We start from the raw sequence: 18237 nt of genomic DNA, 5'->3' as shown, positions 1-18237 counted from the left end.
CGAACTATTTCGATTTAAAATTTTCAAAATTCAGACTTTCCACATCTTTTTTAAACAATTCAAATTGTTCGGCACTCATGTTTTTAACCGGTAATCTAAATTCACCTAAATTGTGTCCTACCACTTTCATATAGGCTTTACCTACAGATATTCCGCCGTATTTACCCAATAAGCGAATCATATCAATTGATTTTTGTTGCAAGACACGCGCTTTAACTAAATCATTGGCATTAAAAGCCGCTATCAAATCATAATATAATGGAGCTGCATAATTGAATGTACTTCCAACAGCCCCTTTGGCACCTAATACTAATGCGGACAACATATTCTCGTCACGTCCCCAAAGCATGTCGAATTTGCCATTTTCATAGCTCATACAACTTTGGAAATCCATAAAATCTTCGTGCGTATATTTGACACCGGCAAAGTTTGGAAGTTTTCCATCTAATGCTTTTATTAAATCAAACATTGGTAAATTTACGCCTGTTAAAACTGGAATGTGATAGTAATAGAAGGGCATGTCAGGAACACTTTTACCCACTTCGATACAAGCTTGCGCCAACATATCAACATTTGCAGGTTTGAAATAAAACGGTGCGGTCAAAGAAACGGCATACAATCCGATTTCATAAGCGTGTTTAGCCAAGTCAATGCAATCCGTAAGACAAGTTCCGCCTAAGAATACCATTACTTTAAAATCAGCATCATGGTTAGAACAATCTGCCCAAGCCTGAGCCACGGCTTTTTTCTCCTGTAAGGTTATAGAAACACCTTCTCCGGTTGAACCATTAATGAAAGCACCCGTTATTCCGTTTCGTTTTAGAAAAGTATAGTAGGCTGGAATGAGGCTTACATCTAATTTTCCATTGCTGTCAAAGGGTGTAAAAGGAGCTGAAATAAGCCCTTGTAAGTGTTCAATTTTCATGAGATATCTTTTTATAATTTTTTTATGCTTTTTAATTAGGATGGAAATTATTGAATTTCCAGCTTTATCTTTAAATCTCAAATATGAGTTTTATTGTGTTTTTTTAATTGGTGTCCATGTTAGTTTGCTTAATCATTTATTTGGACTAACTTAAATACCCAATTTATAGGAATTGGTTACCTTGTTTTAAAAAGAACCGACAAAGTTTTCATTGTCGGTTCTATCAGTAAAAAATATAAAAATTAATTATTTGTATAACCTGGCGTTTGCACAAGCAAAGGATTTCTACCCATCATATCGCTAGTTATAGGTAATAATAATTTGTACTCGTTGGCTGGAGATAAATAGCTCACGTTGCTAAAGACAAAGCTATTTCCTGCTCTCCTTAAATCCCACCATCTTTTACCTTCTCCAATAAACTCTTTATAACGTTCGTTCAAGATAGCGTTGGTGTTGTCTAATTTAGTTCCATTAACATATGCAAGTGTTGGATTAGCATTATAATTTGCGATGCCATAAGCTCTTTTTCTTATATCATTGATTTCCGTAGAAGGATCTTCATTTAATAAGTTTTTAGCTTCAGCCAAAAGTAATACCACATCTGCATATCGGTAAATTGGTACGTCATTTTCAAATATTCGCTCAGTTCCGGCTACTCTTCCTAAAAATTTATTAAGTATATTACCAAAATATTTAGTGGCATTATACGTAGGATAAACTAAATTATCTTTATACAATCTAATAAAAGTAAGATCTTTTCGGCTGTCCTTATTATCGTCTAGCAACAATATAGTTTTCTCAGATTGACCATATCTATTTGATCCGGCTATTACGAAACTTGTCATTGCAATACCTTTGTCGTCAAATTTTGGATTAATTTCTGTACCTCTACCGGTAAAACTATTGTATATATTTGAAGCTTCGTTTTGTTTGTATTGCAACGCAAAAATAAATTCCTTGTTGTTTTCATTCGCTACACCCCACAAACCAGAACTAGGTGCTAAGCTTACATCTAATGATGCAATCTGTTGCAAAGCGGCTTTTGCTTCATTGAAATCAGCGGCTCCACCACCAAGCAAGTTACCGGACCAAATATACACATCTCCTTTAAGAGCTAATGTCGCTGCTTTGGACCAATATACTCTGGTGTTTTGATAAAAGCTATTATTAGAGCCAAAAGCGCTTAAAGAGGCTGTTATATCAGCTTTTATTTGAGTCATTACCTCATTTTGAGAGGATCTCGCCTTGCCCAAAGAAGATGGATCTACATTTGTTACAGGCTCTAAAGAAATAGGCACATCACCCCATGTTTTTAAAAGCGTATAATAGTATAAAGCTCTTAGACCATAAGCCTGGCCCATAAGATGATTTTTATCTGCCACACTTGTAAAGCTAATGTTAGGCACATTTTTCAAAAAATCATTTACTTTATGAATGTTGCCATAAAGTCCAGCCCAACCCCCAAAAGGTGCCGTAGTTGTCGTTATATCTGATTTTATGAGGTTTTCATCGGCCAGAGTTTCGAATGTTGGACCTCCCCAAATATCACTTCTCATCTCTCCTAGTAAGAACAAATTATTATAAGACCCTCTAAGATTAGCATACAATCCTGTATGTGCAGCTCTTGCGCCGTTTTCTGTATCCCAGAAACCAGCCGCTGTTAATTCACTAGGGCTCGTTAATTCAAGCTCACTTTCGCATGAACTAAAAAAAACAGCAACTAGTAATATTGATATATATTTTTTCATTTTTATAATATTTAAAAAGTTACATTAAGTCCAATTGTCATTGTTTTAGGCATAGGAAACGCACCTTCTTGCGCTCCTCCAATTTCTGGGGTGTCACCGCTAAAACTCTTGAAGTAATGCAAGTTACTTCCTGTTACATAAAGATTAAAATTCTGTATAGCCCCCTTAAAATATTTTTTTGCAGGCAAATTATAGTTCAGGGTAACTTCTCTTAGGGCTAAATAATCCCCTTTTTCCCAAAACTGGCTATTTCTTGAAACAGTACCATCCCCTCTAAGGATATTTCTTTGCGTATCAGTAAAAACCACACGTGGCCAATCGGTATTGGTGTTTTGAGGAGTCCAAGAATCCAATACTTCTAATGTTTGATTTTGATTTCCTTGTGTTTGTGCATAGCCTTTACCTCTAATATGATTATAAACTAAATGACCTGTGGCAAAGTCAGTTTTAACAAATAAACTAAGGTTTTTATAGCTTACGTTAGAAGTGAATCCACCTACTAATTTTGGTGTACTACGCCCAATAACTTTTCTGTCCAGACTATTAATGATATTATCTCCATTCAAATCTTTCCAGGCAACATCTCCAGGATAACGCTTGAGAGGATTTGGTAACAATACATCTGATCGTGTCGCATGTGCATCTACAGCTGCCTGATCCGCATAAATGTAATCTTGTACATAAACTACAATTTCATCCAATCCAACACGTTTTCCTTCTTCTAATCCTCCTACCCACTTTGTTAAACCTGTAGCAGGATCATAAATTTCTGTACCTCCTTGCCTGTTTAAAGCATTATTATTTTTAGGAAGTTTTATCACATAATTCTTATTGGCGGTATAAGTTGCGCCAACATTCCATGTTACATTATCATTTCTAATAATATCTGCATTTACTTCAAGCTCGAATCCTTTGTTTCTAATGACTCCATTATTAGTTCTTATAAAAGAGAATCCTGTCCAATAGGGCAAGGTAAGATCTGATATTTTACCCTTAACATCTCTTGAGTACAGATCCGTAATAAAGTTTAGTCTGTTATTAAAAAAAGATACATCTAAACCTGCATTAATTGTAGTTGAGCGTTCCCAGCCAAGATCCAAAGTAGGTAAGGCTGTGTTAGCATAGCCAGTTTGACTATTATAAACGTCTTGAGAGGCATAAGATCCAAAGACTGAATAATTCCCGGTATAATCTTTTTGTCCTGGTCTAGTTATCGAACTAACGTCACCATTAACCCCATAACTTAATCTTGGTTTTAATTTTGACACATATTTGCTAACACCTTCTAAAAACTTCTCATTGTGCGCATTCCAACCAATAGACACCCCAGGGAAAAAGTCAAATTTTTCATTTCCCAATCTTGATGCCCCATCACGTCTAAACGTTGCGCTTAATAAATATTTATTGTCAAAATCATATATTAATCTTCCGAATGTTGACACGATAACTTGTTCTGATTCAAAACTGTATGGAATGCCATTAACTTCTGAACCTGCATTAAGCGTTTCGATTAAATCTGTTGGAGAATTTTTAGTGCCTGCATCGCTAAAAAAGACATTGTCTTTGAAATATTCAGCACCTATCAAGGCATTGAAATTATGACTGCCAAACTTTTTGGTGTAATTTAAAGTTCCAGTCAACTGATTTCTAAGTGTTCTATCTAAACTTACAGAAGCAAAACGTGTTGTTATGGGTGCAGTCGAGCTAGGTCCCTGTACATAAGCTTTATTGAAATTTTCTTTATGATTGTTAATTGTAAAATGACTAGCTTTTACAGATAACGCTAAATTGTCAATAATATCCCAATCTAAGCCGGCGGATGCAGACAGTCGTTGTTCTAAATTTTTTCTGATAAACTTGTCTTGATAATACAATGGATTACCGAAAGAGTTATTTATACCCGGACTCAAAACAGTAGATAAAGTTCCGTCAGGATTATTGTCATATGTTCTAGAAGTTGGTGCTTGCCCTGCAAACCTGTGAAATATATCGCTTTCAGTGCCGCCTAATGGGCTTATACTTAGGTTAGAATGAGAATATATGATGTTAGAGTTAACTTTAATCTTGTCAGTAATCTTATATGAACCTGTAAATTTTCCAGAGTATCTTTTAAAACCAGACCCTAAAACCAAACCGTCATTATCTAAAGCGCCTAGGCCTAAATAATATGTTCCTTTGTCGTTACCGCCATCAAATGATAAATAATGATCTTTGGTTTCGCTGTTTTGATAGATAAGATCATTTACATTATTATCTAAAAATAAAATTTGTTTACTGGCATCCAAAGGATCTGTTATGGTTTTCCATCCGGGTTGGCTCAATAAATGAGTGTTAGCAGGTGTTAGAAACTGCACGGTATAAGGAGAATTTGTTGTGTTTCCCCCTGTACCAAAAGCGGTTGCTCCATCTAAAAAATTACCAAAACCAGTTGGATTATTAGCAGCTTGTCTTTGATAGGCTACCCCTTGTCTGTTGTATTTTATAAAATCAGCAGCACTTAAAAACTGCATATCGTTTCTTTCTTTATTTATGCTATATCTATATTTGTAATTAATAGAAGATCTGCCTGCTTTACCTGTTTTAGTGGTTACTAAAATAACCCCATTAGCTGATCTTGCTCCATAAATAGCTGTAGCTGCTGCATCTTTCAGTACCTCAACAGATGCAACATCATCAGGATTCAAAGCATAGAAATCACCAGGAATACCATCCACTAAAATAAGAGGGGATCCTGTTCCGTTAAAATTGGTACCTCCACGCAAAACAATCGAAGGAGTTGAACCAGGCTGTCCTGTGTTATTTGTCACTCTTAAACCTGCTATAGTACCTTGTAATGCCGTTGCTACATTCGACCTGCTCGACGTCTCTAAAATTCTTGTGTCTAATTTAGAGATAGAAGTTGTTAATGTGGCTCTACTTTGTTTGCCATAACCAGTAACAACAACTTCGTCCAAGGTCTGGCCTGCTTCTTTTAAGACAACAGTAATTGGGGAGTTCCCAATAGTTACTTCCTGTTGAACCATGCCAATATAAGAAACAATAAGCTTTGTAGCATTATCAGGAACGGTCAACGTAAAATTACCGTTAAAATCAGTTTGTGTTGAAATGTTTGTGCCTTTCACAATTATATTAACCCCCGGTAAAGGATTTCCGGATTCATCCAATACTTTACCCTTAATTTGTTTTTCAATTAGAGATAATTTAATTGTCGTTCTGTCATTTTCTATTTTTACTATTCCGTTTTTTTCGGGGAAAGTAACTGTTCGTGAGGTTTCTGCCGCCGATACCTGTATGGTGAAAGGTATTAAAAACAGGGGTGTTAATTTGATAACATTCCCGATTTTTGGCGTAAGCCAATAATTTTTAGGCTTGCTTTTTGGTAGTAATTTCATACTTTTGTAATGGTTTGGTTAATAATAATTTTTCCTTTGTGGTCTTATTTATTTGTTTTCCAGTCTATGTTCCTTAGTATTAAGGAGTCAGCCAGTAGTGTTCGCAGCATCTGCTGGCTTTTTTATGGGAAACAAAAAATATTTATAAAAAAGGGTTTCCCCGTTTTAGTCGAACTATTATGACATTACTTTTAAAATTCACCTGTAATTTTAAAATAGGCATCGTTTCTTTTTAAATGTCTCTATCATTTCTGATAATTGTAAATCCCATTCAAAAGTTCTCAAATAAAACTTCTTTTTTCAAATGATGTATTTGCAATTATGTCAAGTTATTCAAATAAAGAAATAAGACTGAAGGCTAACTATTGCTAAAATGGAGAATTCCCTTTTTGCGATAGTAATTTCATTTCCATTTCATCCAATTGAACTAAAATGATTTTTCGTAACATTTTTATTAAAAAGAAAGAGCAGATGGTTAAAAGAGCCAATGCTTTTTATCTAAAAGATAACTGTCAGGTTGTAAATATATAAATTTTTTTAATAAGTTGAAGTATTTATTAAAAAATTTTAATAATTAAAATTTAACATTAATTTTAATTATTAACCAAAGGGGATAGCATTTTCTCTTTTATAACGCAACAAGCGCCTATAACTCCTGCACGAAGTCCTAAAGTGGATTTTTTGAGTTTCATGTCTCTATTCACCAAACCTAAAGAATGTTTTTTTAAAGCAGACTGGATTGGTAAAAGAGCATAATCGCCCAATTGTGAAAAATCACCGCCAATCACTAATAAATCTGGATTAAATATATTGAGTAAAATAGATAAATAACGTCCCATTTTCTCACTTTGTTTTGTAACTAACTCCACGCATAAACTATCTTCCAGATTTATGGCTCCTGCAATAATATCAAGATGTTGTAAATCAGAATTGTCATTGAGGGTAATTTTTGACTGTTTTCCTTCTTTCAAAGCAGCCTTGAACTGGTTTACGAGTGACCAGCCAGAAATTTCGGTTTCCAGGCATCCCAGTTTGCCGCATTGACACATAATTTCGTTGTCAAAAATAGTACTGTGTCCAAATTCTCCGGAATAACCGGATTTTCCATAATAAAGTTTGCCATCGGAAATAATTCCTATAGCGACCCCCCAGCTGTAATTTAAAAAGATGATATTTTGCTCATCATCAACCACTCCTTCACAATATTCACCAAAAGCCATGGCTCTGGTATCATTTTCTAAATGAACCGGTAAGTTCAATTGTTCTGAAATAATTTCTGTTAAAGGTCTGTTTTCACTAAAGAAGTAATTATAACTGAAGCCTTCCATTGAATTAATACGACCTGAAAAGTTGATGCAAACGCCCACAATCATTTCTTTTTCGACCGAGCTGTCTTCAATAAAAGAGTTTATCAAATCACAAAATTCTAAAAGGGATTCCTGGGAGTTTTTTAAAGCAAAGGATGTTCTTAAGTCTATGCTGATGAATTCATTTTTAATATTTTGTAGACCAATGGATATGCTGGTTCTGCTTACTTCAACGCCTAAAAAGAAAGCGCAGGTTGGGTTAATGCTGTACAGTGAGGGACGTCTTCCGCCACTATTGGTAATCTTTCCCATATCGACCACATAACCTTCCAATAGTAATTCATTGATGGCTTTGGTAATCGTTGGAACACTCGATTGTAATTCAGAACTTAATTCTGCTATTGTCGCATTTCCGGCGGATAACAAACGTTTTACGATTGACTGTCTTAGAATACGCCACTTTTGCCCAGAAAGGCTATCATCTGTGTTATTATCTAGTAAATCTTTTAAACTCATCTTTAGGCTTTTTAAAAAGTTTGGTGGTATTCCATTACAAACGTACTATAATTTATTTAAATCCATGTTGTAAATTAGATCGCTATCAGGACAAACACTTTTAAAACAAATTAGTTCATAGAATGTGATTTTGTCATTTCGACGAAGGAGAAATCACATCAAGTTATTCAGATTATGTGATTTCTCCTTCGTCGAAATGACATACAATATGGATTTTTTGTGCCTTTTTAAAATTACTTCGTCAGTTCGCTTCACTTGTTTCCTGGCTGAAATAATTAATTAGTACTTAAGGTTATTCATTTTAATATATTACAAAGAATTTCTAATGAGTAAAGCGCTCTTATTTTCTATTTGTTCTTTTTTTCCTTTCAAAATCATTTGGGATAAAATCTTCCCCATGGCCACAAAATTTGTAGAAATGGTTGTTATTCCGTTTTCTACCACTTTTTTCAATGGGGTTTCGTTGTAGGAGATAATTCCGTAATCGTTCCCCAATTTCAAATTTTGAAGTTTTGATTTTTCTATGACGGCCACCAAATCCCTGTCGTTCGGAATAATGTACACTTCGCCAATCGTGATTTCTCTATCGCCAAATTCCGTAATTACCTGATATTCGAAAGAGAAATCGTGACAGAAATTGATAAAGCCTTCCTTCATTCCTAACGGTTCGCGAAATCCAGGAAAAATCAAGATCAGTTTCTCATATTTATTTAAATGGGATTTGCCTTTTATTAAAGCGTCATAAATGTCTTTCTTGTGGTTTTGATAGACCGCAGGGAAGGATTCCAATTCGGGATTGGTTTGATCCAATATAAACACCTCGTTTACCGGTAGGGTTTTAATGATTGAAGCGGCATCTGCTAAATTGGTTGGCATTATGATGTATTTGGTATAGTTACCGTTGCTTTCAGTAATTAATTTTCTAAACATTTCGATGTTAAAGTGGTGAAAATATATGTCTACCTGAACATCCTTTCCGGTGTTCTTTAAAAACGAATTGTAAATATCTTCTTTGAAACTGTTCAATTCATCAAACAACAGGAATATTTTTTGTTTTATGGTTACCTCTATGCTCTTTACGTAATAGCCCTTGCCAAGAATGGCATAGATGATGCCTCTTTTTTTCAACTCCTCATACGCTTGTAAAACGGTGTCTCGGGATAATGAAAATTCCAAACAGAGTTTGTTTATCGAGGGAAGTCGCTCGCCTTTTATCAGTTTTTCATTTTCAATAGCCTTCTCGATTGATAAAACAATTTGCCTGTATTTGGGTATGCCAAGATTATTTTGAATAGAAATGATTTTCATAATAAGAAATGATTTTTGTGCAAGTTACAAAAAACTGGTAGGTACTGGTATATTTTTTTTGAAATTTAGTATAATTTTGAATTTCATTTTTCTTAATAAAACAATGAAAATAAAACAAGAATCCCATTTTATTACCAATTCCGAAACAAAATTATTTGGTTTAATGCCGGATGGCGAAGCAATTTTCGCTTACCAAATTTCCAATAAAAACGGAATCAAATTAGAAGTTATCAATTATGGCGCTACGGTTAGTTCGTTGAAAATTCCGCTGAAAAATGGCGAAGTCGCAGATGTCGTTTTGGGCTTTGACAATTTGGGAGCCTACTTAAAATCATTCGATTTAGAAAGTGCACCTTATCTGGGAGCAACTGTCGGAAGATTTGCAGGAAGAATTGGCGATGGGACTTTTAGCTTAAATGATAAAATATTCCATCTCAATAAAAACAACAATAAGCATTCGCTTCACGGAGGTACTATTGGCTTTAGCCAGGTAGTTTGGAAGGTGAAAAACGTAAATTATGGAGAAAATCCATCCATAACCTTGACCTATCTTAGCCCAAATGAGGAAGAAAATTACCCAGGAAATCTGTCTGTGGAGTTAATTTATACCTTGTCTGAAGGGAACGAGTTGATTATTGAATACAGCGCAACAACGACTGAGGATACTATTGTGAATTTGACGCATCACAGTTATTTTAATCTCGATGGACATAAATCCAATATTTCAGATCAGGAATTGACTATCAATTCTAAAAAAATATTGGAAACAACAACCGAGAATATTCCAACAGGGAATTTCGTAGATTTAAAGAATCATCCTTTTGATTTTAGTTTGCCTAAAAAATGTCCTCTAAAAATTGATAATACATTTGTTTTAGAATACAAAAACGAACTTTCGGCGGCTCTTTTCAATAAAAAGAATAATCTGAAAATGTCCGTTTATACAGATCAGCCTGCGGTTCATATTTATGTTGGAGGGAATTGCGGAACTATACTCGGGAAAGAAAAAGTGTTGTACCATTCATCGAGCGGCATCTGTTTTGAAGCACAAAATTTCCCGGACGCTCCCAATCAAGCGCATTTCCCGGATGCAGTCCTAAAAACAGGAGAAATGTATTGTCATAAGACCAGATATAAATTTGAAATTTTTTAAAAAAGAATGCTCTTACAATTACTACATAATGAATGATATTTTAATACAAAAAACGATAAGTCATTTTCAAGAAAAATTTGGTTTGGCTCCAGAAAAAGTAGTTCTTTCTCCAGGGAGAATCAATATTATTGGAGAACATATCGATTATAATGACGGTTATGTTTTGCCCGCGGCTATCGACAAAATTATCTGTTTTGCTTTCGAAAAAAACAACTCTAACCAATCCAGAATAATCGCGGTAGATCTTGATGATGAGTTTGAAATAGATCTTGCAGCTGTTGTTGAGTTGAATGAAAAGGTTTGGACAAATTATCTCCGTGGTGTTATCAACCAGTTGAAAATTAATGGGTTTGTTTTTGAAGGTTTTAATTGCGTTTTTAGCAGCAATATTCCCGTTGGTTCTGGATTGTCCTCATCGGCAGCTTTAGAATGTGGTTTTTTATATGGGATAAATGAACTTTTTAATTTGAACATAAAACCAATTGATATCGCCTTGATGGGACAAAAATCGGAGCATTGGGTGGGAATCAATTGTGGTATAATGGATCAGTTTTCGAGTGTTTTGGGACAAGAAAACAAAGTGATAAAAATCGATTGCCGAACGTTGGAATTCGAATACCACGATGCGGATTTCAAGGATTATTCCCTGATCTTATTTGACAGCAATGTGAAGCATTCTTTGTTTACTTCGGCTTACAACAAAAGAAGGGAAGAGTGCGAAGAAGGGCTTGCGATTATCAAAAGCAATTTCCCGGAGGTTGGCAGTTTTAGGGACTGTAACGAAAGTCAGGTTTTGAGTCTGAAAGACCAGATGAGTGAAGAGGTCTTCAAAAGAAGCCATTTTGTGGTACAAGAAATTGGTCGTGTTGCCAAAGCCTGTGAAGCGCTGGATAACGGAAAAATTGAAGTTTTAGGGCAGCTTATGTTCGAAACGCATCAAGGATTATCCAAAGAATATGAAGTGAGTTGTGATGAATTGGATTTTCTGGTTGACGCTGTTAAGAATGAAGAGGCCGTGATTGGATCCCGACTAATGGGAGGCGGTTTTGGCGGTTGCACCATTAATTTGGTAAAAAAGGGACATGAAGAGGATATCAAAAATAGACTCTCGAAACTGTACCATCATGCATTTGGAATAGAATTAAAAAATTATGATGTCAAAATCGGAAACGGGACATCACTTTATATCCTATAATTAAAAATGAAAAATTTCGATATCAACGAAGATCCGCACAGACGCTACAATCCATTAATTAACGAATGGGTTTTGGTTTCTCCGCATCGTGCCAAACGACCTTGGCAAGGCCAAAACGAAACGGTAGCTTCTGACGCATTGCCTGAATATGACCCCACCTGTTATTTGTGTCCGGGAAATATTCGGGCCAATGGCATGACGAATCCTGAGTATGAAAATAGTTTTGTTTTCGAAAATGATTTCGCCGCACTAAAGCAGGAGGAAATTCTTTTTGAGGACAGTATTAAGGAGACTTTTTTCAAAGCACAACCCGAGAGAGGTATTTCAAGAGTGGTTTGCTTTTCGCCAAAGCACAACCTGACGTTGCCCGAAATGACGGTAGATGGCATTGAAAATATCATTCAAACCTGGCAAAAAGAATACATTGATTTGGGCAAGATTGATTATATCAATTATGTCCAGATTTTTGAAAATAAAGGAAGCGTCATGGGGTGTAGTAATCCACATCCGCACGGTCAAATTTGGGCGCAATCGTCCTTGCCTACCGAAGTGGAGAAAACGCAAAACAACCTGAAAACCTATTACGATTTACACCAAAGCAATCTGTTGCAGGATTATTTGCAGGAGGAATTAAAGCTAGACGAACGAATTGTTATCGAGAACGATCATTTTGTGGCGCTCGTTCCTTTTTGGGCCATTTGGCCTTACGAGACGATGATCATCAGTAAGCGCCATTTTGGGAAAATTACCGATTTCACTTTGGACGAAACAACCGCTTTCTCAACGATTTTGAAACAATTGACTACCAAATATGATAATCTTTTCGAGACATCATTCCCGTATTCGTCAGGAATTCATCAAACTCCAACCGATGGGGTATCGCATCCGGAATGGCAATTTCATATGCATTTTTATCCGCCTTTGTTGCGTTCTGCCACGGTAAAAAAATTCATGGTGGGTTACGAAATGCTCGGCGAATCACAAAGGGATATTACACCCGAGAAGAGTGCTTCGATATTGAAAGCGATTTCAGATACGCATTATAAAAACAAATAAATCAATTAACTTTTAAACCGAAATTATGCATAAAACATTGTCAACCAATGATTACATTGTTTTTTTCCTCTATTTCATAACCATTGTTGGTTATGGATTGTGGATTTACAACCGAAAAAAGAAAGAGCAAGCCAGTAGCAAAGATTATTTTCTTGCTGAAGGCTCGCTAACATGGTGGGCAATTGGTGCCTCTTTGATTGCCAGTAATATTAGTGCCGAGCAATTTATAGGAATGAGCGGGAGTGGCTTCAAATTAGGATTGGCCATTGCAACTTATGAATGGATGGCGGCATTAACCTTGGTTTTTGTAGCAATATTTTTTATGCCGGTGTACCTGAAAAATAAAATTTCGACCATGCCACAATACTTAAACCAGCGTTACAATGGTAATGTTGCCATGATTATGGCTGTTTTCTGGTTGTTACTTTACGTATTGGTCAATTTAACATCGATTCTCTATTTAGGTGCACTTGCCGTGAGTAGTATTTCAGGTTTAAATATTACCCTTTGTATGGTTTTTCTAGCTCTTTTTGCTGTAATGATTACCCTTGGAGGAATGAAAGTAATTGGGTATACTGATGTTGTTCAAGTGTTTTTCTTGATTTTAGGAGGTCTGGCAACTACTTATTTGGCACTTAATTTGGTTTCTGAAAAATTCGGAACTACTGGAGTAATCAACGGATTTAATTTAATGACTGAAAAAGCCGATGGCCATTTTCACATGATTTTTGATAAATCAAATCCGAATTATATGGATCTTCCCGGATTATCCGTATTAATAGGAGGGATGTTAATTATGAATTTTAATTACTGGGGTTGTAATCAATATATAACGCAACGAGCCCTTGGAGCTGATTTAAAAACGGCCAGAAGTGGTATTTTATTTGCTGCGTTCTTAAAATTATTAATGCCAATTATTGTAGTATTACCTGGTATTGCTGCTTATGTTCTTTATCAAAATGGAAGTTTTCAGACAGAATTATTACAAGATGGAAGTTTGAATCCTGATCGTGCTTATCCAGTATTGTTGAATTTGTTGCCTACAGGATTAAAAGGGCTTTCATTTGCCGCTTTGACCGCGGCTATTGTTGCTTCATTGGCAGGAAAAGCGAATAGTATCGCTACTATTTTTACTTTAGATGTTTATAAGAAAAAATTAAACGTTGAAGCAAGTGAACAAAAATTAGTAAACATTGGGAAGATGACCATTATTGCGGCTATGATTATTGCCGTTATTGTAGCGCCATTTTTAGGAATTGACAAAAAAGGGGGTTTTCAATACATTCAAGAATATACCGGTTTTGTAAGTCCGGGTGTTTTTGCCATGTTTATTTTAGGATTCTTTTGGAAAAAAACCACATCTAATGCAGCTATGTTTGCTATGATTGGCGGTTTCTTAATGTCGATAGTGTTCAAATTCATGCCTCATTTTGTTGATTTGTCATTTCTAAATGGCATGGGCTTTTCAGTGCCAAATGCAGAAGGTGTTTATGAAATACCATTCATGGATCGTATGGGATTTGTGTTTTTGATATGTGTCATTGGAATGTATGTGATAAGTATTTATGAAACACAAAGAGGCGTTAAAACAAATGGCTTGGATGTTGATAAATCTATGTTTAAAGTTTCGCCAGGATTTACTGTAGGATCTTTGATTATAGTTGCTGTCCTAGCTGCTTTGTATACCTTTTTCTGGTAAGAAATAATTTTATGCAGGTGGGATTTTTTTTAATAGAAGTATTACGTGTCGTTTTTTGTCATTTTTTTGATAAAAGAGGATTGGTTTATAATGTCCCGCAGCACATCTCAAATTTATTTTTGGGTTTACAAAAACGGCATAGCTTACAGTGTTTATCTTTTGAGGGGTAAATAATATAAACTATGCCGTTTTGATTTTTGTAATACATTAATTGCCATTGGTTTGACTGATAATATGAAGCTTTTAGTAGCATCGGCTTTAGCTTGAAATTAAAAAATAGTATTTCGGGATTCTTTTGAATTGAGTAATTTTTTTACACATGCCATAAAAAAAACTGGTAGGTACTGGTATATATTTTAGAGGAACTGTTATATTTTTGAATTTATAAAAATGAAATCAAAAATTTGCGTGAACTGAGTTTTCAAGAAGTCAGGTACAATGGGTAAAAAATAGGTTTAGACACTATAAATAGAGTATTTGCAAATATGGAATATAGTCTAAGAAGATTTGGATAATGTAATAAATGAAAAGAGAAGCGGCATGAATTGCCTTAATACATAAAACTAAAATGGATATAAATATAATGATGAAAACAATGTGGAGCAAAAGTAGGAAGGTACAGAAATCGAAAGGAATCACCATTTTTGGAAACATGAAAAAAACAAGAATGGCGATTGTTGTCTTGTTAGTATCAGTAAATATTTTTGCGCAGCTGCCTGCCGAACTGCAAAATCCTGAAATCGTTTCCTTGAATCGAATGCCAATGCGAAATAGCGCTTTTGGTTTCGAAAATATGGAAAAAGCCAAACAATACGATAGGGAAAAGTCGGCTAACTTTTTTTCATTAAACGGGAGTTGGAAATTTAATTGGGTACAAGACCCGAACCAGCGTCCGCAAAATTTTTTCGAACTTGCTTACGATGATACTAAATGGACGGATTTTCGCATACCAGCCAGTTGGGAAGTGAATGGGTATGGTTTGCCTATTTATGTGAACCAGCCGTATGATTTTGCCGGTCATAATTTGCGTTATGCAAAAATGAATCCGCCATTCGATATTCCTGCTAATAACAATCCCGTAGGTTCTTATCGCAAAAAAATCAATTTACCTGCCAATTGGAAAGGAAAACAGGTTTTTATTCATGTAGGTAACGCAAAATCGTGTCTGTTTGTGTGGGTAAACGGAAAGAAAGTAGGGTATAGCGAAGACAGTAAGATGGCTGCCGAATTTGACATCACCAAATTTGTCAAAGCTGGGGAGAATTTAATCGCTTTTCAAGTATATCGTTGGAGTGATGCCAGTTATTTAGAGTGTCAGGATATGTTCCGTTTTTCAGGGATTGAAAGAGACGTTTTTTTATATACCACCGAGAAGTTGAATATTCGTGACACAAAAATTATCAGTACACTCGATGATACGTATACCAATGGATTACTTAGTATTAATACAGAAATTGCCAGTTACAAAACCGAAAAAGGATTATACAGCAAGAAAGACAGTCTAACGGTTGAAGTAAGCTTGGAGGATGCCAAAGGAAATGTTGTTTATCATGACAAAACTAAGGATTTTAAAACCATATTAGGGAAGTATAAAACGAATGTTGAATTTCAAACCACTATAAAAAACGCCCAAAAATGGACCGCGGAAACGCCTTATTTGTATCGTTTGTACATCACTTTAAAAGATGCTAAAGGAGTAGTGAAGGAAGTGGTACCACTTCGTATTGGTTTCAAAAAAATAGAAATTAAAGGAGCTGATTTTTTAGTTAATGGTAAACGGGTTTTCATAAAAGGGGTTAACCGACATGAGCATCATCCAACTAATGGGCATACGCTCAGCAAGGAAGATATGAGAAAGGACATGGAGATGATGAAGAAACTGAATGTCAATGCCGTTCGTCATTCGCATTATCCGCCGGATCCGTATTGGATGGAACTTTGCGACGAATTTGGTTTGTATGTTGTTGATGAAGCTAATATTGAATCACATGGTTTGGGTTATGATTTAGATGTAACATTGGCTAACAATCCGCTGTGGAAAGAATCGCATCTGCAACGTATTCAACGCATGTATGAAAGAGACAAAAATCATGCAAGTGTGGTGACCTGGTCTTTAGGAAACGAAGCGGGTGATGGTACTAATTTTTACGCAGCTTACGATTGGTTGAGAAAGGAAACGACTTTGCCAATCCAGTATGAAAGAGACATTAATTATGAGAAACCGAATGATACTCATTATTCAGAGATTTTTTGTCCGCAATATATGTCTCCGGATGATTTGTTGAAATATTCAAAAAGTGATGCCAGAATACCAAATATCCAAAGTGAATATGCTCACATTATGGGGAATAGTTTGGGGAATTTCCAAGATTATTGGGATGTTGTAGAAAACAACCCTAAACTACAGGGAGGATTTATTTGGGAATGGATTGACCAATCTATTGATACGGTTAAGAACGGCAAACGCATTAAGGCGTATGGTGGAGATTTCCCATTGGAAGGGCCGGTTGACGAAAATTTAAGCGATAATAACTTCTGTGTAAAAGGAGTGGTTACGGCATACCGTGAAATTACACCAATGGCTTTGGAAGTGAAAAAAGCGCACCAAAACATTAAAACAAAATTCGTTGGTAACAACACCATTACAATTAAAAACGGTTTTTTCTTTAAAAACCTGGATAATGTGATGATGCGTTGGGTATTAATGGAGAATGGAATTGCCAAAGAAAACGGTACCATTAACACGATTTCATTAGAGCCGCAAGCGGAAAATGATTTTAAATTGGCCATCAAAACGGTTCAAAAAACGGATAAAGAATACCAGTTGAATGTGTATTATTCTCTAAAAACCGAAGAGCCTTTCTTGCCTAAACAATATGAAATCGCTGTTGAGCAATTGATATTGAAAACGCTTCCGGCAACTGTTTTTATGCCGAGTTCAAAAAAGGTTTTGCAATTAAAAGAAACGAAAGAACAGTGTACCATTTCAGGAGATAAATTTGAAGTTGTTTTCGATTTGAAAAAAGGAATTTTGTCTGGTTATAGTGTCAAAGGCGAGCAGTTTATAGAACAAGGGCCAAAACCTTCTTTCTGGAGAGCTCCAACTGATAATGATATTGGAGCAGGATTTAATACGAGCTTAAGAAAATGGAGAAATGCTTATGATAATGGTACCGAAATGCAAGCTGTTGTTTCAAAGAATACTGATGGTTCGGCGCAGGTAAAATTCACAACGAAATTGGTTGACGGAGAAGCCTCACACCAACAAATATTTACGGTTTACGGCGATGGAAGCATAAAAGTTGATAATGAATTTACTGCCATCAAGGGAAAAAATCCTTTATTGATGAGAGCTGGAAATGATTTGGTTATCAATAAAAATTTCAATACAATCAATTGGTACGGTCGTGGTCCGGGTGAGAATTATTGGGACAGAAAAACAAATACTTTCATCGGTCAATTCCAGCAATCAGTGGAGGAACAATATTATCCTTATGCCAGGCCTCAAGAAAGTGGTAACAAAACAGAAGTACGCTGGGTAAGTTTCAGTAATGCAAAGGGAAGAAAAATACAATTTGCATTTGTGGACAATTTATTGAGTTTTTCGGCCTTGCCTTATAACTTGGATGATTTAGATCCTGAAGCTCAAAAGAAACAATACCATAGCGGGGAACTCAATAAAAGGAACGAAATCTACCTGCACATGGACTTGCAGCAAACCGGTTTACAGGGAATGGATAGCTGGGGAGCCTGGCCAATGGAAAAATACAGAATTCCTTTTAAAAATTACAACTACAGCTATTGGATGAAATTTGAATAATGAATTAGTGCCAAAAAAGAGGAAGGAAATACTATATTTTCTCCTCTTTTTGTTTTTTCGTAATAAAGAGGCAGTCACATGTTTTTGATAAAGTCAAAAAAGGAGCATGATAGTAATA

General features: G+C 35.5%; 10 protein-coding genes. 5 read left to right on the top strand and 5 right to left on the bottom strand.

The genetic code is table 11. The features are described 5' to 3' along the window. Positions 1-4: 4 nt before the first annotated feature. The 5 genes from E0I26_RS08245 to E0I26_RS08225 form a co-directional block, all read right to left on the bottom strand. Complete coding sequence (locus E0I26_RS08245) at positions 5-925, bottom strand: dihydrodipicolinate synthase family protein (protein ID WP_131916017.1); 921 nt, start codon at positions 923-925, stop codon at positions 5-7. Between the two features lie 242 nt (positions 926-1167). Then, positions 1168-2673, bottom strand: a complete 1506-nt coding sequence (locus tag E0I26_RS08240; RefSeq protein WP_131916016.1) for a RagB/SusD family nutrient uptake outer membrane protein — start codon at positions 2671-2673, stop codon at positions 1168-1170. Positions 2674-2684: 11 nt separating this feature from the next. Further along, positions 2685-6065: a SusC/RagA family TonB-linked outer membrane protein gene (locus E0I26_RS08235; protein ID WP_131916015.1), complete on the bottom strand. Its 3381-nt coding sequence runs from the start codon at positions 6063-6065 to the stop codon at positions 2685-2687. Between the two features lie 593 nt (positions 6066-6658). Beyond that, positions 6659-7888 carry an ROK family transcriptional regulator gene (locus tag E0I26_RS08230; RefSeq protein WP_131916014.1) on the bottom strand — a complete coding sequence of 410 codons (1230 nt, stop codon included), beginning with the start codon at positions 7886-7888 and terminating at the stop codon, positions 6659-6661. A gap of 309 nt (positions 7889-8197) precedes the next feature. Continuing rightward, positions 8198-9196, bottom strand: coding sequence for a GntR family transcriptional regulator (locus E0I26_RS08225; RefSeq protein ID WP_131916013.1), 999 nt, complete (start codon positions 9194-9196; stop codon positions 8198-8200). 103 nt (positions 9197-9299) lie between these two features. On the opposite strand from E0I26_RS08225, the gene E0I26_RS08220 reads away from it, so the two are divergent. The 5 genes from E0I26_RS08220 to E0I26_RS08200 all read left to right on the top strand — a co-directional run bounded on the left by E0I26_RS08220 (position 9300) and on the right by E0I26_RS08200 (position 18119). Then, positions 9300-10349: an aldose epimerase family protein gene (locus tag E0I26_RS08220; RefSeq protein ID WP_131916012.1), complete on the top strand. Its 1050-nt coding sequence runs from the start codon at positions 9300-9302 to the stop codon at positions 10347-10349. 28 nt (positions 10350-10377) lie between these two features. Then, positions 10378-11544: a galactokinase gene (gene galK / locus E0I26_RS08215; RefSeq protein WP_131916011.1), complete on the top strand. Its 1167-nt coding sequence runs from the start codon at positions 10378-10380 to the stop codon at positions 11542-11544. 6 nt (positions 11545-11550) lie between these two features. After that, positions 11551-12600 (top strand): UDP-glucose--hexose-1-phosphate uridylyltransferase, encoded by a 1050-nt coding sequence (locus E0I26_RS08210; RefSeq protein ID WP_131916010.1) that lies wholly within the window; start codon positions 11551-11553, stop codon positions 12598-12600. 25 nt (positions 12601-12625) lie between these two features. Continuing rightward, positions 12626-14299 carry a sodium/sugar symporter gene (locus tag E0I26_RS08205; protein WP_131916009.1) on the top strand — a complete coding sequence of 558 codons (1674 nt, stop codon included), beginning with the start codon at positions 12626-12628 and terminating at the stop codon, positions 14297-14299. A 568-nt stretch (positions 14300-14867) separates the two neighbouring features. After that, positions 14868-18119 (top strand): glycoside hydrolase family 2 TIM barrel-domain containing protein, encoded by a 3252-nt coding sequence (locus E0I26_RS08200; RefSeq protein WP_205728785.1) that lies wholly within the window; start codon positions 14868-14870, stop codon positions 18117-18119. Positions 18120-18237: the final 118 nt, after the last annotated feature.

It is taken from the genome of Flavobacterium rhamnosiphilum (assembly GCF_004349195.1).
GTDB classification, from domain to species: domain Bacteria; phylum Bacteroidota; class Bacteroidia; order Flavobacteriales; family Flavobacteriaceae; genus Flavobacterium; species Flavobacterium rhamnosiphilum.
This window is presented reverse-complemented; position numbering and strand designations above follow the sequence as displayed.